At 63.1% G+C, this 16,236-nt stretch carries 15 protein-coding genes; 9 read left to right on the forward strand and 6 right to left on the reverse strand.

What is annotated here, in order from left to right:
- Nucleotides 1–4 precede the first annotated feature (4 nt).
- On the reverse strand, nucleotides 5–1,186 hold the full coding sequence (locus PQQ96_RS33620) for an LLM class flavin-dependent oxidoreductase (protein WP_408300509.1): 1,182 nt from the start codon (nucleotides 1,184–1,186) through the stop codon (nucleotides 5–7).
- 455 nt (nucleotides 1,187–1,641) lie between these two features.
- Between PQQ96_RS33620 and PQQ96_RS33625 the strand changes: the two genes are divergently transcribed.
- The 4 genes from PQQ96_RS33625 to PQQ96_RS33640 all read left to right on the forward strand — a co-directional run bounded on the left by PQQ96_RS33625 (nucleotide 1,642) and on the right by PQQ96_RS33640 (nucleotide 5,627).
- Nucleotides 1,642–2,718, forward strand: coding sequence for an ABC transporter substrate-binding protein (locus PQQ96_RS33625; protein ID WP_408300511.1), 1,077 nt, complete (start codon nucleotides 1,642–1,644; stop codon nucleotides 2,716–2,718).
- Nucleotides 2,719–2,860: 142 nt separating this feature from the next.
- Entirely contained in the window at nucleotides 2,861–3,976 is a 1,116-nt protein-coding gene (locus PQQ96_RS33630; protein WP_408300513.1) for an ABC transporter substrate-binding protein, read from the forward strand.
- 82 nt (nucleotides 3,977–4,058) lie between these two features.
- Complete coding sequence (locus PQQ96_RS33635; RefSeq protein WP_408300515.1) at nucleotides 4,059–4,820, forward strand: ABC transporter permease; 762 nt, start codon at nucleotides 4,059–4,061, stop codon at nucleotides 4,818–4,820.
- A 27-nt stretch (nucleotides 4,821–4,847) separates the two neighbouring features.
- Nucleotides 4,848–5,627 carry an ABC transporter permease gene (locus PQQ96_RS33640; protein ID WP_408300517.1) on the forward strand — a complete coding sequence of 260 codons (780 nt, stop codon included), beginning with the start codon at nucleotides 4,848–4,850 and terminating at the stop codon, nucleotides 5,625–5,627.
- Here the strand turns inward: PQQ96_RS33640 and PQQ96_RS33645 are convergent.
- Nucleotides 5,618–6,790 (reverse strand): sigma-54 interaction domain-containing protein, encoded by a 1,173-nt coding sequence (locus PQQ96_RS33645; protein WP_408300519.1) that lies wholly within the window; start codon nucleotides 6,788–6,790, stop codon nucleotides 5,618–5,620. The two genes, PQQ96_RS33640 and PQQ96_RS33645, sit on opposite strands and share 10 nt — an antisense overlap.
- A 188-nt stretch (nucleotides 6,791–6,978) precedes the next feature.
- Nucleotides 6,979–7,659 carry a class II aldolase/adducin family protein gene (locus tag PQQ96_RS33650; protein ID WP_408300521.1) on the reverse strand — a complete coding sequence of 227 codons (681 nt, stop codon included), beginning with the start codon at nucleotides 7,657–7,659 and terminating at the stop codon, nucleotides 6,979–6,981.
- Between the two features lie 373 nt (nucleotides 7,660–8,032).
- Here PQQ96_RS33650 and PQQ96_RS33655 point away from each other — a divergent pair, with 373 nt between their 5' ends.
- The 3 genes from PQQ96_RS33655 to PQQ96_RS33665 all read left to right on the forward strand — a co-directional run bounded on the left by PQQ96_RS33655 (nucleotide 8,033) and on the right by PQQ96_RS33665 (nucleotide 11,192).
- Nucleotides 8,033–9,340, forward strand: coding sequence for an alpha/beta fold hydrolase (locus PQQ96_RS33655; protein WP_408300523.1), 1,308 nt, complete (start codon nucleotides 8,033–8,035; stop codon nucleotides 9,338–9,340).
- Between the two features lie 125 nt (nucleotides 9,341–9,465).
- Entirely contained in the window at nucleotides 9,466–9,999 is a 534-nt protein-coding gene (locus PQQ96_RS33660; protein ID WP_408300524.1) for a MarR family winged helix-turn-helix transcriptional regulator, read from the forward strand.
- Nucleotides 9,996–11,192: an MFS transporter gene (locus tag PQQ96_RS33665; RefSeq protein WP_408300526.1), complete on the forward strand. Its 1,197-nt coding sequence runs from the start codon at nucleotides 9,996–9,998 to the stop codon at nucleotides 11,190–11,192. Before PQQ96_RS33660 ends, PQQ96_RS33665 begins: the two co-directional genes overlap by 4 nt.
- Nucleotides 11,193–11,232: 40 nt before the next feature.
- On the opposite strand, the gene speB is transcribed toward PQQ96_RS33665, so the two are convergent.
- From speB to PQQ96_RS33680, 3 genes are all read right to left on the reverse strand, one after another.
- Nucleotides 11,233–12,195 (reverse strand): agmatinase, encoded by a 963-nt coding sequence (gene speB, locus PQQ96_RS33670; protein WP_408300528.1) that lies wholly within the window; start codon nucleotides 12,193–12,195, stop codon nucleotides 11,233–11,235.
- 136 nt (nucleotides 12,196–12,331) lie between these two features.
- Nucleotides 12,332–13,825, reverse strand: a complete 1,494-nt coding sequence (locus tag PQQ96_RS33675; RefSeq protein ID WP_408300530.1) for an aldehyde dehydrogenase — start codon at nucleotides 13,823–13,825, stop codon at nucleotides 12,332–12,334.
- Nucleotides 13,826–13,914: 89 nt separating this feature from the next.
- Nucleotides 13,915–14,466 (reverse strand): cupin domain-containing protein, encoded by a 552-nt coding sequence (locus tag PQQ96_RS33680; RefSeq protein ID WP_074287080.1) that lies wholly within the window; start codon nucleotides 14,464–14,466, stop codon nucleotides 13,915–13,917.
- A 425-nt stretch (nucleotides 14,467–14,891) separates the two neighbouring features.
- Between PQQ96_RS33680 and PQQ96_RS33685 the strand changes: the two genes are divergently transcribed.
- Entirely contained in the window at nucleotides 14,892–15,095 is a 204-nt protein-coding gene (locus PQQ96_RS33685; protein WP_035516723.1) for a hypothetical protein, read from the forward strand.
- Nucleotides 15,096–15,400: 305 nt separating this feature from the next.
- Nucleotides 15,401–16,195: a gamma-glutamyl-gamma-aminobutyrate hydrolase family protein gene (locus tag PQQ96_RS33690; protein ID WP_408300533.1), complete on the forward strand. Its 795-nt coding sequence runs from the start codon at nucleotides 15,401–15,403 to the stop codon at nucleotides 16,193–16,195.
- Nucleotides 16,196–16,236 lie beyond the last annotated feature (41 nt).

The raw sequence follows: 16,236 nt of genomic DNA on the forward strand, positions 1-16,236 counted from the left end.
TGGCTTAGGCGAGCGCGACCCGCAACGCCGCCGCGGTTCTACGCGCGTCGATCGCCCCCGCCACCAGCGGCAGGACCTCCTCGCCGACGCGGTACGCTTCCTCCAGATGCGGGTTGCTCGCCAGAATGAAGGTCGAGACGCCGATGTCCACGTACTCGGCGAGCCGCTCCGCGACCTGCTCGTGGCTACCCACGATCACGCAGCCGGGGCCACCGCGAATCTTCGACATACCGGCCCACAGGTTCGGCCCGACGATCAGATCGTCGAAATGCTGGGTGTTGCCCTGGTGAAGCGCGAACTGCCGCTTCGCGCCGACCGACTCCGAATCGCCGGCACCGACCGTGCGCCGCGTGCCACCCAGTTGCGTCGCGTCGCTGACGGTGGCGAACATCTGCCGCAATTCGGCCCACGCCTGTTCTTCCGTTTCGCGCGCGAGGATGTCGATACGCATGCCGAAGCGCAGATCGCGCTCGGCGTTCTGTGCGTCGAGGGCCCGGCGCGCGCGGTCGATCACTTCCTTCTGTTTGGCAAGCGGTTCGCCCCAGCTCAAATGCACGTCGCCGTGTTTGGCGGCCACCGCCATCGCGGCGTCGCTGGCGCCGGCCAGATAGATACGCGGCACAGGCTGGCTGGAGAGCGGCGCGACCAAACCGCCTTCTTCGATCTGATAAAACTGGCCCTTGTGCGTGTAGGGTGTGCCCGTGGAATAGCCCTTCACCACATCGAGGAATTCATCGGTACGGGCGTAACGGCTGTCGTGATCGATAAAGTCCCCGTACGCGCGCTGATCCGCCCCGCCACCGCCCGTCACGATGTTCCACTCCACGCGGCCGCGACTGATCCGCTGCAGGCTGGCCGCCATTTGTGCGGCATACGCCGGATGCAGGAACCAGGGCTGCATCGCGATCAGCAAACGCAGATTGCGGGTCTCGCGCGCCAGCGCCGCGGCCACCACCCACGGCTCCTCGGTAAAGCGGAAGATTGGAATCAAGGCACCATGAAAGCCGACCAGGTCCGCTGCGCGCGCCACCTGGGACAGATAGTCGATGTAGGCAAAATCGTCGCTATCCGTTTTCGGCGCGACGCGCGAGGCCGTCTGGTTGTTCCACTCGCCACGGGTGTGCCGGTCGTGTGCGCGTCTGCCATCGCCGTGCATCGGCAAGCGCCACAGAAATTCGACAGCCATTGATCTGTTCTCCTTGGTTTAAGCGTCAGGTCGGTCACGCGACGACGCGTGCCGCAACCGGTTCGGCACCTCTCTAAGCACGGCCTATGCCAATAGCAATGGACAGGTCTTCGATTGGCACGCAATGCGCCATGGCCACGACTAATGCGGCCGCTTTGGCTCGCATCGCTCCGGGCGCGTGCCGACCGTGCGCAAGCTGCTGCATCAGCACCGCGCGTGTTGCTGGCGCAACACCGCTTCGACCAACTGCTGCTGGAGCAACACTCGCACGCACATCGCCCGGCCAGTCCTCGCGGTGTGCACCGGCATGCGCAGCCGGACCGCGAGCCGCTCAAGGACGGTTCGCAGCCATCGCACGCGCCTGGCCTGAAATTTGCGTTTACCGGTCCACGCCGCCGCACGCGCTTTCGCGCGCTAGCCGGCAGGCAGGACGAACTTCGAAATGGAAAACGCACATGACAGACAGGCCCGATTCGTCATCGGACAAACAGCATCCCTTCTGGTACGCACGTTCGCCGGTGCCGACACCGCTTGGCATCGCCGTGCATCTCGGCTGGCTCAACGGCGAGTCGTCGGCCGACGGCGTCGCAATCCGCTCGCTGCGCGACTCGGCGGGACACGATGCGTCGTCGATCAGCGATCACACACTGGCGATGTCGTTTCGTCAGGGCGGCAGCATTCCGGCGATGTGGGCGCGCTCGCATCGGGCCGATACGCGCGTCATCGGCCTCTCGTGGGTCGATGAATCGCAATTGGTCCTGACGCTGCCGGGCTCCGGCATTCAGTCGGTCAAGCAACTGCGTGGCCGTCGCATCGCGATTCCGCGCCGTTCGACTGACCGCATCGATATCTTTCGCGCCTCCGCGCTGCGCGGTTTCGTCAATGCATTGAGTCTGGAAGGCATGACCACGCGCGACGTCGAGCTCATCGATGTAGCGGCTCGCACGCTCCAGTCAGTCGGCGACGATCCCGCCACGGAACTGTTCACCTTGCCGCTTGGCCTGTCGAGCCGCGCGCTCTATGCCGCCGAAGCGGGCGCCTTGCTGCGCGGCACGGTGGATGCGATCTACGTGAAGGGGTCGGTCGGGCTGGAAGTGGCGCAACTGATCGGCGCACACGTGGTGATCGATATCGGCTTTCATCCTGAGCCGCATATCCGCAACAACAACGGCACACCGCGTCCGCTCACGGTCAACGCGGAAGTGCTCGCCAATCACCCGGACATCGTCGCCGGCTTTCTCAAGCTCGTGGTCGCCGCAGGCGACTGGGCACGTACGCATCCCGACGAAACCGCACAGTACGTGTCGCACGAAACCGCATCGGCGATCGAGTGGGTGCACGCGGCGTATGGCGGCAACCTGCATCACCATCTAGGCGTGAACCTCGCTGAGGAATCGGTCGCCGCGCTCGACGACTTCAAGAACTTCCTGTTCGAATGGGGTTTCCTCGAAACCGACTTCGAGATCGCCGACTGGATCGATCCACGCCCGATGGCCGACGCGCTGCATTCGACACTCAAGCGGCGAGCGTGAATGAGCGCGCCGCCCGAGCCACGCCACGTCGCTTCCGCCGGTTTCCGCCCGCTGGTTTCACCCGCTGGTTTCGCCCGCTGGTTTCGCCCGCTGGTTCCACCCGCTGGTTCCACCATTACGCTTAAGGTCTGATCCCCACATCATGAAACGCTCATCTGCTCTCTCCCTGCTGCTACGGCGCGCGTTCATCGCATGGTCGATGACGGTACCGTTCACCGCCGCCGCACTACTCACCCCCGCCGTTGCGCGCGCCGACGATGCACCGAAAGTCGTGCGGATCGCCGTGGTCGCTTATTCGAGCGGTGGCAAAACGCAATATGCGGGTGCTTCCGCCTTGATCGATGCAGACAAGTCGCTGGAAAAAGCGCTCGCTGCACACCATATCCAGTTGCAATGGGTGCCGGTCTCGACCGCGGCGGTCGGTACGCTGGTCAACGAGGCCTTCACGAATCACAGCATCGATTTCGCGGGATACGGCGACCTGCCCTCGGTCGTGGTCAACGCATCCGGCACGCATACCAAACTGATCGTGCCAGGCGGCGTGGGCAGCAACACCTATCTGGTCGTCCCGGCCAATTCGACGGCGAAGTCGATCGTCGATCTGAAAGGCAAACGGATTGCGCTTAATCGCGGCCGCCCGTGGGAAGTGACGTTCGGCAAGCTGCTGGCAGCCAACGGTCTGAAGCTGTCCGACTTCAAGATCTATAACCTCGATCCGCAAGCCGGTGCCGCCGCTGTCGCCGCGGGCCGGGTCGACGGATTCTTTACGCTCTCGGACGCGTACCCGCTCGTGGACAAGCAGGTCGGCAAGATCATCTGGTCGACCAAGGAAGCCCCCGACGCGTGGAAGATGCGTGCGGAACTGTGGGCCTCCGACGACTTCGTACGCCAGTACCCCGACATCACGCAACTGGTCGCGACCGCTTACGTGCGTGCGGCCTACTGGATCTCGCAACCGCAGAACCGCGATGCGTTCATCAAGATACTGAGTGCTTCGGGTCAACCCGAAAACGTGGTGCGCCGCGAATACGACGACGAGAAGCAACCCTGGAAAGACCAATGGGCGCCGCTTTTCACGCCGTCGCTCAGCGCGCATTACCGCGATGTGTCGGCCTATAGCCAGCAGGCCAAACTCACGTCCGGCGGCGTGGACGTCAATAGCCTGCTCGCGCCACAGTTCGTCAACAACGCGTTGAAGGAACTCAAGCTTGAACACTACTGGGATGCGAGCGCCACGACGAATGTCGCAAACCGTTGATACGGTGGCGGGTGCCGCGGCATCTGCCCCATCCCCCCCCATCACTCAGACAAGGGCGGTCGCGACCCCTCGCGTACGGGCTTTGTCGCACCGCGCTTCCTCGCTGCTGTGGTGGGTCTCGCCCGCGATGCTGTTCCTGCTCTGGTGGTACGCAGGCGCGCAACACTGGTTCGCGCCGCAACTCCTCGTGCCGCCGCACAAGGTCTATGACACCTTCAGCACGCTTGCGGCCGGCGGCGACCTGCAGGACAACCTGCTGATCACGCTGCGCCGTCTGGCAATCGGCTTCGTATGGGGCGGCCTGCTCGGTATCGCGTGCGGCACCTTGCTCGCCGTGAACCGCACCTTCTCCGACTACGTGCGCCCGCTCTTCGACATTGTGCGGCAGGTCCCGACGCTGACGCTGATCCCCATACTGATTCTGCTCATCGGCATCGATGAACCGCTGAAGGTGGTAGTGGTTGCCAAGGCGGTGTTCTTTCCGGTCGCGCTGGCCACCTACGGAGGCGTGCAAAGCGTGCCGCGCGACCTGATCGAAATGGCACGCCACTATGGGCTTGGCCGCGCTGCGTTGTTGCGCGACGTGCTGTTGCCCTCGGCCATTCCGTCGCTGCTCACGGGTATCCGTATTGCGATTGCGCGCTCATGGCTTGCGCTGGTCGCCGTCGAGTTACTGAGCGCCGACAGCGGCATCGGCGAAATGATGGAGATGGCGCGGCAGATGCTGCGTATCGACATTGTGATGGTCGATGTGATCGCAATCGGCTTGATCGGCGTCATCCTCGATCAGAGCATCGCACTCGTACAGCGCCGCGTATTGCGCTGGCAAACGCCCAACCGTTGAACGCTCCTTCTTGCAAAACGCCCGTCCATGATCGCTCTGCACACTACATCCCCCCTGCGCCGACGCGCCCGCGGTTTTGTCCTGCCGCTCGCCTTACTCGGGCTTTGGCAATTCGCCGCCTATCGCGATGCCGTGCATCAATACGCGTTCGTGCCGCTCGAACAGGTCGCGAGTGCGGGTATCGAACTCCTCAGAAGCGGTGAACTATTCGTCGACCTCGGCGCGAGTCTGCGCCGCACAACGTTAGGTCTTGCCACGGGCGTGATCGCCGGTGTTGCGGTAGGCGCGTTGACCGCGCTGTCGCGCGGCGCCGAAAAGCTGGTGCATCCGTTATTCCAGGCGTTGCGTCACGTCCCGCTGCTCGGGCTGATTCCATTGATCAGTCTCTGGTGCGGCACGGGCGAGTTCGCCAAGGTGTTCATCGTTTTCCTCGCCGCCTTCTATCCGATGGTGACGAGCAGCTTCGATGGACTGCGCCGTATCGATCAACGTTATTTCGAACTGGCGCAGTCGTACGAGTTGACGCGCCTTGGCTGGTTGCGTGACGTGCTGATTCCGGGTGCGTTACCGGACGTGTTCGCCGGCATCCTGCAAGCGGTGCCGTTCGCATGGATTACGGCAACGAGCAGCGAACTGTTATTCAACGCGGGCGCAGGTGTCGGCAATCTGATGCAGACGGCGCAGGCTGGCGCGCGTGTGGACGTGTTGCTGGTATGCGTGACAGGCGTCACCGTGCTGGCGGTGGCAATGGGCATGCTGTGCGAGCGCGTCGCGCAGCGCTTGCTGCGCTGGCGCGATCACGCCTGACGGCGGTCGCCGGCTTCGCTCGCGTCGGCGGAATCCGGCTCGCCGGCGTCACGCAGCTTGAGAATGCCCAGTTGCGCGAGCCGCGCACGTACGATGTTGCGCGACAGGTCGAGCAGCCGTGAGGTGCGAAGCTGATTGTTCTCGGAGAATTCGAAGGTGCTGCGATAGACGGTGTCCTCGATGTGCTGCCAAAGTCTGGGCGTGCCGAGCTCCAGCAGATCGACAATGGCTTCACGCAAAGCGCCGGTGGCTTCCGCGATATCGCAAGGACGGCGCGCCGGATTGGCCGCAACCGCAACCGCTGCCGTTGCCGTTGCCGTTGCCGCAGGCGCGTCTGCACCCTGCGCGTGAGGCGCCAGCGAAAGTGCGGAAAACTGCAAATCGGCGACATCGATGAAACCGCCGCTGCTCACCAGCAGCGCGTGATGAATCACGTTCTCCAGTTCACGAATATTGCCCGGCCACGAGTGAGCATGGAGCCGTTCGAGCGCGGCATCCGTCAGCGCGGGCGGCGTGATCCGCAAACGCTTCGCGTAGCTCTCGAGAAAGTGCTGGATCAGCGGCCCGATGTCGCCTGGCCGCTCGCGCAATGGCAGCAGGCTCAGTTTGACGACGTTCAGGCGGTAGTACAGATCTTCCCGAAAGTGCCCGGCGCGTACCGCGGCTTCGAGGTTCACATTGGTCGCAGTAACCAGCCGCACATCGATTTTGACGGTCTTGCGCGAACCGACCGGCACCACCTCGCGTTCCTGCAACACGCGTAGCAGCTTGACCTGTGCGGCAAGCGGCAGGTCCCCCACTTCGTCGAGAAACAGCGTGCCGCGATTGGCTGATTCGAACCAGCCGGGCTGGCTGCTGATCGCCCCCGTGAACGCACCACGTTCGTGACCGAACAGTTCGCTCTCGATCAGCGTCTCCGAGAAGGCGCCGCAATTCACCGCGACGAAAGGCCCGTCACGGCGCTCGCTCAGCGAATGCACGAGCCGTGCGATCAGCTCCTTGCCGGTACCGCTTTCGCCGGTGACGAGCACGGTGGCATCGCTCGGTGCGACCAGATGGATACGTTCGAGCAACACCAGCGACTTCGGGTCGTCGAACGTCAGGGCTTTCGCACGAATCGTGATCGCGTGCGAAGTGGGATCGGGAAAACTGAAAACAGCCATTGATCGACCAGCAAGGAATCCAGAGGGAGCCTCGACGATATCAAGCCAGCCGCGCATTACGAACCAATACATCGAGCTAACAGTATGACGGAACCGGCAATAACGCTGTCCGGCTGCATCAATACCAAAGCGGCACGGCTGACTGCGCCGCGCCGCTCATCGTCACACTTGGCCGCTAGCGCCAGGGCTCAGGCTAGTCCGGTCATCTTCCACTGCTGCTCGAGCACGCCCGGGCCGAACTCCTTCGAGCCGCCGAGCGATTCCGCGAGCGCCTGGAAGTACGCGCCCTCTTCGAGAATCAGAATGTACTGCGAGACGTCGAGAATGTTTTTGCCCCAGAAGGTCGACCCGCCGTTCGCCTCGAGAATCGCCGGTATGTTCGGATCGCGCCGGATCGAGTCGACGATGAAACGCGGCTCGCCCGGCCGCCGGTCGATATAGATCGGAATTTCGCGGGCCTTCGTATAACGCTGCGCCGGTGCATACAGAATCGGCAGTGGACGGTGCGCGCTCGCCCACGCGCCGAGATACGGACCATGCACGTGAATCACCACGTCGACCTCCGGCGCTTCCTGGAACACGCCCGCATAGCGCGGGCCATGCCCGGACGCCTTCGGATCGCCATGGATCACCTTGCCGTCGAACGACACCACGACTGCCTGAACCTCCTGCGATTGCGCCCACGGTGTGGGCGCCGACACGGCCACGACGAGGTCGGTGCCAGGCACACGCTGATAAGCCTGGCAGGTATTGGTAGCGGACAAGGTGCGGGTTTCCTTGAGGACGCGCGTGGCTTGCGCGAACTCGCGCCGGATGCGTTCGACGAAGGCGACCAGTTCGCCGCTTTCCAGCGTCTGCGTGACTGACATGTTGAGTCCTTGGGTAAAAGTGAGGGATCGATGCGAGGGGTATTTAGCAGCAAGCGTGCCAATCCTTGCGAGCCTCGCGGACTCCGGTGCGGCGGCTTTGTCACCACTCGCCACACCTGCGCACCTGCGCTCTAACCAGATGGTTTTGCTGCTGGGCCAACAGCGCAGCATCAGCGGCTGTTGCGCACGACGCAAAGCGGGCATGCGCATAGGTCGCACCGCAGCACCATTGCGCCCCGATGCGAGTGAGGTTTCGCCACTCGCGCAGGGTGATGGTTCGAAACTTGCGTTGAAGGCCGCCCGGGTTCAACGGGTTCACGCCGGCAAGCCTCGCGTGCCTCGTCCTTCTTTCTCCACCGTTCAAGGCGTCAGTATGAAAACAGAACATAGTCGAGCGCGAGATTGGCGCGCATCGGCTCGCGTCAAATTCAGCCCGTGGTTTGCCGCGCCGTTAGCGGCGTTGCTAGTGTCCAGCATGGTTTTCGCTGCCGCCGCGAGAGCACCCGCGCCCGATCCGCTGCAAGGCGACGGCCGCGTGTCCGCGTTCTATACGTGGGACGACGAGATTCCCGTACGCCCCGGCGAACTGCTGCGCTCAGAGCCACTGCCGCCCACGCTCGGGCTCGCCAATGCCGGCCAGCAACTGCGCCTGCTATACAGTTCGACCGATGGCGTCGGCGGCAAAACGCCGATCGCCGTATCGGGCGCCCTGTTCCTGCCCAAAGGCCAGCCGCCGCAAGGAGGCTGGCCGATCGTCGCATGGGGGCACGGCACCTTCGGCATGGCCGATATCTGCGCGCCTTCGTGGTTCGGCCGCTCCTATCGCGACGTACGCTATCTGAACGCGTGGCTTCAACAAGGCTTCGCCGTGGTGGCAACCGACTATCAGGGACTCGGCACGCCCGGACCCAACCCGCAGCTAAACAATCGTTCGAATAGCTATACGATGCTCGACAGCGTACGCGCCGTGTTGCACAGCGTACCTGGGCTCGCCAATCGGGTTGTGCTGATCGGGCAATCGCAAGGCGGTTCCGCCGTATTCGCCGCGGCCGGCTACGCGAGCACGTACGCGCCCGAGCTCGACATCCGCGGCACGGTCGCAACCGGCGTGATCTACAACGCATCGAAGCAGACCCTTGAATCGCTTGCGCCGTTCAAGACCGCTTACCGGCGTGATCCCAATCGGATCGATTCAACGCTCGCCTACCAGTTCTATTCCGTGCTGTCAGCGCAACAGATCGACCCTGACCTGAAGGCTTCCGACATCCTCACCGATTCCGCGCTGCCGATTCTCGAACAATCGCGCATCAGTTGCCTCGCCTCGCTCGAGGACGACGCCGCGCTCGCCGGACTGACCACCGCGAACACCGTGAAGCCGGGCGCCAACGCGCGTTTGCAGGCATGGTGGGACGAGTATCTGAAGTTCCCGACCCTGAAGATCAAGTCACCGGTGTTCATCGGCATCGGTGCGGACGACGGTCTCGCGCCGCTGGAGCTCTCGCTGGCAAAAGACGCGTGCGCGGCGGGCACCACGGTCGAGGCCCATCTGTATGCGGGTCGCGAACATAACGGCACGGTCAACACATCGCTGGAGGATTCGATACCTTTCGTCAGGAAAGTGCTGGCAGACCAGACAGTGACGCCGGTGTGCTCGCCAGTCGAGCAGGCGCCGAAGTCCTGACGCAGCCCCGTGGGTTATCGATGCGACTTGCGACGCACGATTGACGTTCACAAAAAACCACTTGCGCATCGCCACCAATGTGTGCAACATACATATATGCATGTTGCACACATTGAGGCATCCCTATGACGCAGCGTACAGAGAACCTGCTTGGCGTGCTCGCCCTGCTGGTCACGGACGAGATCAACGCTCAGCCTGCCGTGACCGCGCTTGCGGGCCCCACTGCCCGCGCCATGCTCAACGCTGTCGGTCAATATCCCGACTCATCCATTGAAGTATTGCGCGAGGCGGTCGATCTTTCGCATCCGGCCGCGGTCCGCGCTGTCGCGAGTCTGGTCGACGCAGGGCTCGTCGAGAAGAAATCCGGCGCGGATAAACGGGCCGTCGCGCTGGCCTTGACCGCTTCCGGCAAGCGTGAAGCGAAACGCCTGCAAACGGCACGCGACCGGATACTCCAACGCATCGTCGGGCAGCTCGACGAGCGCGAACGCACGGTGCTTGAAAGCCTGCTGATCAAGATCCTGTGGAACGAAACCCGCGATCCGGCACACGCCATGCAACTGTGCCGCCTTTGCGACGATGGTCCCTGCCTGAAAGCCGGCTGCCCGGTCGAATGCCGCGAACAAGGTCTGCCGATGCCCGCGCGGAGCAACGCATGAATGCCGCCGCGCCGGTGCGTTGGCCGGCGATCGCCGCGCTGACCTCGGTCTCGGCGCTTTCGCAGATTGGCCAGTTCGGCATCGGCTTCATGGTGCTGCCCGTCTGGCTGGCGCATCACGGTCTCGACGCGCCGCGCGCCGGCCTGTTCTCTGCTTCGCAATGGACCGGCATGCTGGCCGGCCTGTTAATCGCACCCTGGCTGGTGGAACGCATCGGTGCGAAGCGCACGGTATCGCTCGGTCTCGCCGCCACGATTGTTGCGTTCGCGACGATGAACGCGCTGTGGTGGCCGTTATGGCTCATACCGGGCCTGCTGACCGGGCTCGGCATCGGTTTGCGCTGGATCGCCAATGAAACGTGGCTCTACCGGCTTGTGCCGGCTGAATCGAGTGGACGTGTAGTGGGTATTCACGAGGCGCTGATCGCCAGCGCAGGCGTCCTCGGCCCGGCATTGGCGGTGTGGTGCGCAGTCGACGGACGCATCACGTTCGCGGCCGGCGCGGCCTTCACGTTTGCAGCGGCCGTACCGCTGTGGCTGACCGCGTCGGATGATGGGCGCCGTGCTGTTGAAGCAGCCCGGCCTGCGCAAAAAAGCAGGATCGGCAAAGGCGCCCCAATCGGCCCATTGGTGAGCCTCGGCATGGTGGTCGTCGCGGCAGGCGGAATCGGCGATGGCGCGCTCTACGGCCTCTTCCCGCTCTTTGCCGATGCCCACGGCCTCAACACCACACAGACGGCCACGCTACTCACGCTGTTCGGTGTCGGCGGCATGGCGCTGCAATTTCCGGTCGGCTGGTTTGCCGATCGTGCGGGCCTGGCCGCCACGGTAATCGTCTGTGCCGCGCTCAGCACGCTGGCGATCTGCGGTTTCGCGCTCGCCGCGCCCGCCTCCTGGCTTGCTGACGCGAGCGCACTGCTGCTCGGGGGCACAAACAGCGCATACATTACGCTCGGCATGGTCGCGGCGGCATGCAGCGACAAAGCCGCGCTCACGCGCAACATGCGGCTAGTGTCACTCACCTTCACCGCGAGTTCGATCGTGGGGCCGCTTATCGCCGGCTTCGCCATGAAAGCCCGCGGAAGCGACATGCTGATGTGGCAACTGGCGATCATGAGCGGCGCGCTCGTTGCCTACACGCTCGGCTTGCGCGAAGGCCGGCGTCAGCCCGATCGATCGTCGTCGATGGGCTGAGCCGGCAGTCTTTCAAGCCGATGAAGCGTGTGAAGCGTGCCTAGCGTGCGGCGACCTTCCGCTGCCGCCAAAGACACAACAGATCGCACGCGATATGCGCGGCGGCAATCGCCGTGATCTCGCTCTGGTCATAAGCGGGCGCCACTTCCACCACATCCGCGCCCACCAGATTCAGCGCACCGAGCCCACGCACGATGGCCAGCCCCTGTGCCGACGACAAGCCGCCCGCCACCGGCGTACCCGTGCCTGGCGCGAACGCCGGGTCGAGACAGTCGATATCGAAGGTCAGATACGCGGGCCGCTCGCCGACAATCGAGGTGATCCGCTCCACGGCCGCGCGCGTGCCATGTTCGTGGACCCACGCAGCATCGAGGATATTGATCCCCATAAAGTCGTCGTTCCACGTGCGAATGCCGACTTGCACCGAGGTCTTCGGATCGATCAGACCATCCTTGACCGCCTTGTAGAACATCGAGCCGTGGTTCAGGCTGTCCGGACTGTCGTCGGCCCATGTATCGCAGTGAGCGTCGAAATGGATCAGCGAAAGCGGCTTGCCGTACTTCTCCGCATGCGCGATCAGCAGCGGATACGTAATGTAGTGATCGCCGCCGAGCGTCAGCATCTTCGCGTCCGAACGCAGGATCGTGCGCGCGTGGTCGACGATCGACTCTTTGATCGTCATGGGATTGTGCGCATCGAACCAGCAATCGCCGTAGTCCGTTACGGCGAGATCGTCGAACGGATTGAAGCCCCACGGATACGGATGCAGTTCCGACAATTGCACGCTCGCTGCCCGCACGGCCGCCGGGCCGAGACGCGCGCCCGAGCGGAATGTCGTGGCCAGATCGAGCGGCACGCCGGAGACCACGACGTCGACGCCGCCAAGTTCGCGGGTGTACTTGCGGCGCATGAACGACAACACACCCGCGTAGGTGTTTTCGATCGACGAGCCATAGAGTGACGAACGACGGATCGCACCGTCGCCGTAAACGAGTTCAGTCATGGATGACCTGATACCTGATAAACATGCCGGCGTTGCACGCGAAGCTTCCTGGTAAAGCATGCAACGTCCGGCCTCGGATTCATTGGGAACGCGGCGGCGCCTTTCCCGAACGCCACCGCGCTGGCTTGCGAATCCTTTAGCGCAGCCGAACGAGCGTGGACTTCAGCTCGGTGTACTTCTCCAACGCGTGCAACGACTTGTCGCGGCCGTTACCCGACTGCTTGTAGCCACCGAACGGGAAGTTCATATCGCCGCCTTCGTCATAGCAATTGACCCAAACCGTACCGGCGCGCAGCTTGCGCGACACTTCATGCGCGGTGGTCAGGTTCGAGGTCCACACGGCAGCGGCAAGACCATATTCGCTGTCGTTAGCGATCCTGATCGCTTCCTCAACCGTGTCGAACGTAATCACCGACAACACCGGCCCAAAGATTTCCTCGCGCGCGACCTTCGCGCCGGCAGCCGGGATCTCGAAGATGGTCGGTTCGATATAGAAGCCGCCCGTCTCCTGCTTGACGCGCGATCCACCCAGCAGCAGCTTCGCTTCGGCACGGCCCGCTTCGATATAACCGAGCACGCGTTCGAGTTGCACACCGTCGACGATCGCGCCCATCGAGGTTTGCGGATCGAGCGGGTTGCCCGGGGTATAGCTGCGCGCAGCCGCGATCAGCTTGTCGAGAAACACCTCCTTGATGTCGCGATGCACAAGCAGGCGCGAACCTGCCGTGCACATTTCGCCCATGTTGTAGAAGATCGCGCCCGCCGCAGCGTTCGCCGCGCGGTCGAGATCGGGGCAATCGGGCATCACGATGTTCGGCGACTTGCCGCCGAGTTCGAGCCAGACGCGCTTCAGATTCGATTGGCCGGCGTACTGCATGATCAGCTTGCCGACGTTGGTCGAGCCGGTGAAGGCGAGACAGTCCACGTCCTGATGCAGCGCGAGCAGCTTGCCCGGCTCGCCCGCGCCCGGCACCACGTTGAACACGCCGGCGGGAATACCCGCGTCCAGCGCGAGTTGAGCGAGGCGAATCGCGGTGAGCGGCGACTTCTCCGAAGGCTTGAGCACGACGCTGTTACCCGCGGCGAGCGCCGGGCCGAATTTCCACGACGCCATCAGGATCGGGAAATTCCACGGCACGACTGCCGCAACGACACCGATCGGCTCACGCGTAACGAGCCCTACCAGATGATGATCGGCCGGCGCGACTTCGCCGCCCACCTTGTCGATGGCTTCAGCGAACCACTCGACGCAATAGGCCGCACCCGGCACGTCCACCGAGGTGGTGTCGGCAATCGGCTTGCCGGCGTCCAGCGTTTCGAGCAGCGCAAGTTCATCCATATGCTCGCGGATCGACGCGGCCCAGCGCAATAGAATCGCCTTCCGCTTGCGCGGATTGAGGTCGGACCACACGCCGGCGTCGAACGCGCGGCGCGCGGCTGCCACAGCGGCGTCGACATCGGTCGCGCCGCTGTCGGCGACCTTGGCGAGCAGCTTGCCGTCGATCGGACTCAGGCAGTCGAACGTGCGGCCGCTCGCGGCGTTACGGTACTCGCCGTCGATAAACGCGCGGCCTTCGATCGAAAGCGTAGCGGCTTTGTCTTGCCAGAATGCGAGAGATTGCTTGTCCATCAGGATGCCTCAATGTTATGCGCTCGACGCACGCCGGCATCGACTTCAGGCGGCTTGGAAATGCGTCGCGGCGCGTTGGCGCGGAGTCTTTAGAACGTGGGCGGCGAATTGGCCGACACGATCTCGCAGAGATGCTCCGCGCTGGGATTGCGAAAACGATGCGGTAGACGGCTTTCGAAGTAGTAGCTGTCACCGGGGTCGAGCAGCCACGTGACGCCGTCCACCGTCAGTTCGATCTGACCACTAACCACCACCCCGCCCTCGTGCCCCTCATGCTCCAGCATCTCCGGCCCCGTATCCGACAGAGGTTGATAGACCTCGCGCAGAATGCCCATGTTGCGGTCTTTGATACTGGAGCCCGCCAGATAGAACTCGATCGACTCGTTGCCGAGATTCGGCATGTCGGCACGGCGCGATACCACGGAGCGTTCCACCTCGACTTCAAAGGTGAAGAACTCGGCGAGACTCATCGGTATGCATTCGAGCAGTTTCTTCAGTGACCCAACCGACGGGCTCACGCGGTTCTGTTCAATCAGCGAAATCGTGCCATTGGTGACCCCCGCCCGTTTCGCCAGCTCACGCTGGGACAGGCCATTTTTCTTACGGATGTATTGCAGGCGGGTCGCTACTTCTATAGACATCGCTGAATTCTCTGACATAGGAAACGATCGGGGCGCGTGGGCTCGGGCAACGTGTGCCCGCGAGTGTTGAATATTCTAATCACTTTGATCTTCGCGCCGCTGGGGAAAACCCCTGAAAGGCTTCCGAAATATAGTGGCCGCAACGAATGTTCCCACACACAACGATTCTAATGACACCCCCGGGAAAGCCCTGATAAATCTTTTATAAAAATGATTTGACGGCATTATTGGCTCGTATACGATGGTTCTCAGGCGGTCGTCATGCCGGCGTCACGAAACACGAAGGTGTGTTTAGCGACGCAGCGAATGAACTTCGCAACGGTAGCTCCGACCATCCCAACGTGCTGTTTCTTTAAACGCCCCTAGCGTTTTCGAGCAAGCCGTTCAATAGACATTAGAGTGTAATCGTGAGAGTCCGAGGCCCTTTGGTAAGATGGAATCGTAGTCAGGCGAGTTGTCCTCGCGCTGACGGCGCCATCGCCGACGGCAGCAACGGCAGCCTTGCGTTCCGCCGCTTCCTGTCCGTCTTCACGATCCTGTCCCGCCGTTCAGTTCGACGTCACAACTCCATCTCCGCGCGCGCCTTCATTGCCGTGCGTACGGACGAAGTCGCCTCGCTGCTGCCGTAGCGCCTCCCCCCTTTTCGCTGTTCGATTCGTCCGTTTGCATGTACGCGCTCTTCTGAGCCAGGCGTTCGTGCCTGTGCGGTGCTGTCTGCCGCCTGCACGTTTCACGCGAATCAGATCAGTTTGCGCGCCGCAACGGATCGAATCGAACAGCCTCCCTGATTACCACGCGCGGCGCGTTCAGTTGACGACGACCGCCTGCACTACCCCGGTGGTCTGACGCCTTGCGTCCGGCTGCGGAATCGTGCCGCGCTGTGTTTAACGTTGTTCGTGCCGCATCCCGCGGGGAACACACACGTCTATTCGTTATGCGAAACAAACCCCTGGTCGGCATCAGCGCCGACAGAACGATGATGGGAGTCCACCCGTCGCACGTCACTGGCGAGAAGTACATCGCCGCGATCGTGGACGGCTCGCAGGCGCTGGCCATGTTGCTGCCGGCGCTCGGCGAGCGTCAGTCCACTGCGGACGTGCTGGACGCCGTCGACGGCTTACTGTTTACCGGCAGTTATTCGAATGTCGAGCCGCACCGCTACGGTGGTCATCCCAGTGCGCCGGGTACGCTGCACGACGCCGCACGCGATGCGACGACGCTGCCGCTGCTGCGCGCGGCGATTGCCGCAGGCGTGCCGGTACTGGCGGTATGCCGGGGCTTCCAGGAAATGAACGTGGTGTTCGGCGGGACGTTGCATCAAAGCGTTCACGCGGTGGCGGGCTTCAACGACCATCGTGAGAACAAGGAAGACGACCTCGACGTGCAATACGCACCGTCGCATTCGATCACGCTGACGCAGGGCGGCTTGTTGCAGCGCCTCGCGGGCGGCACGAATGAAGCGCGCGTGAATTCATTGCACGGTCAGGGCGTCGAGCGGTTGGGCGTGGGTCTGGTGGCAGAAGCCACCGCGCCGGACGGATTGATCGAAGCGGTCAGCGTGAAAGATGCGCGTGCCTTCGCGCTGGGTGTGCAGTGGCACCCGGAATGGAAGCATGCCAACGACGCGCTGTCCACCGCGATCTTTCGTGCCTTCGGCGACGCCTGCCGCGATCGAATGCGCACCAAGGCCGGCTATGGCGCGGCATCCGCCGCTGCCACGCATGCCTGAGCCGGTCGCGCACCAAAACTGAGAGAATAACCATGCATGAA

The sequence above is a fragment of the Paraburkholderia sediminicola genome (assembly GCF_046027825.1).
In the GTDB taxonomy this organism is placed as follows: Bacteria; Pseudomonadota; Gammaproteobacteria; order Burkholderiales; family Burkholderiaceae; genus Paraburkholderia; species Paraburkholderia sediminicola_D.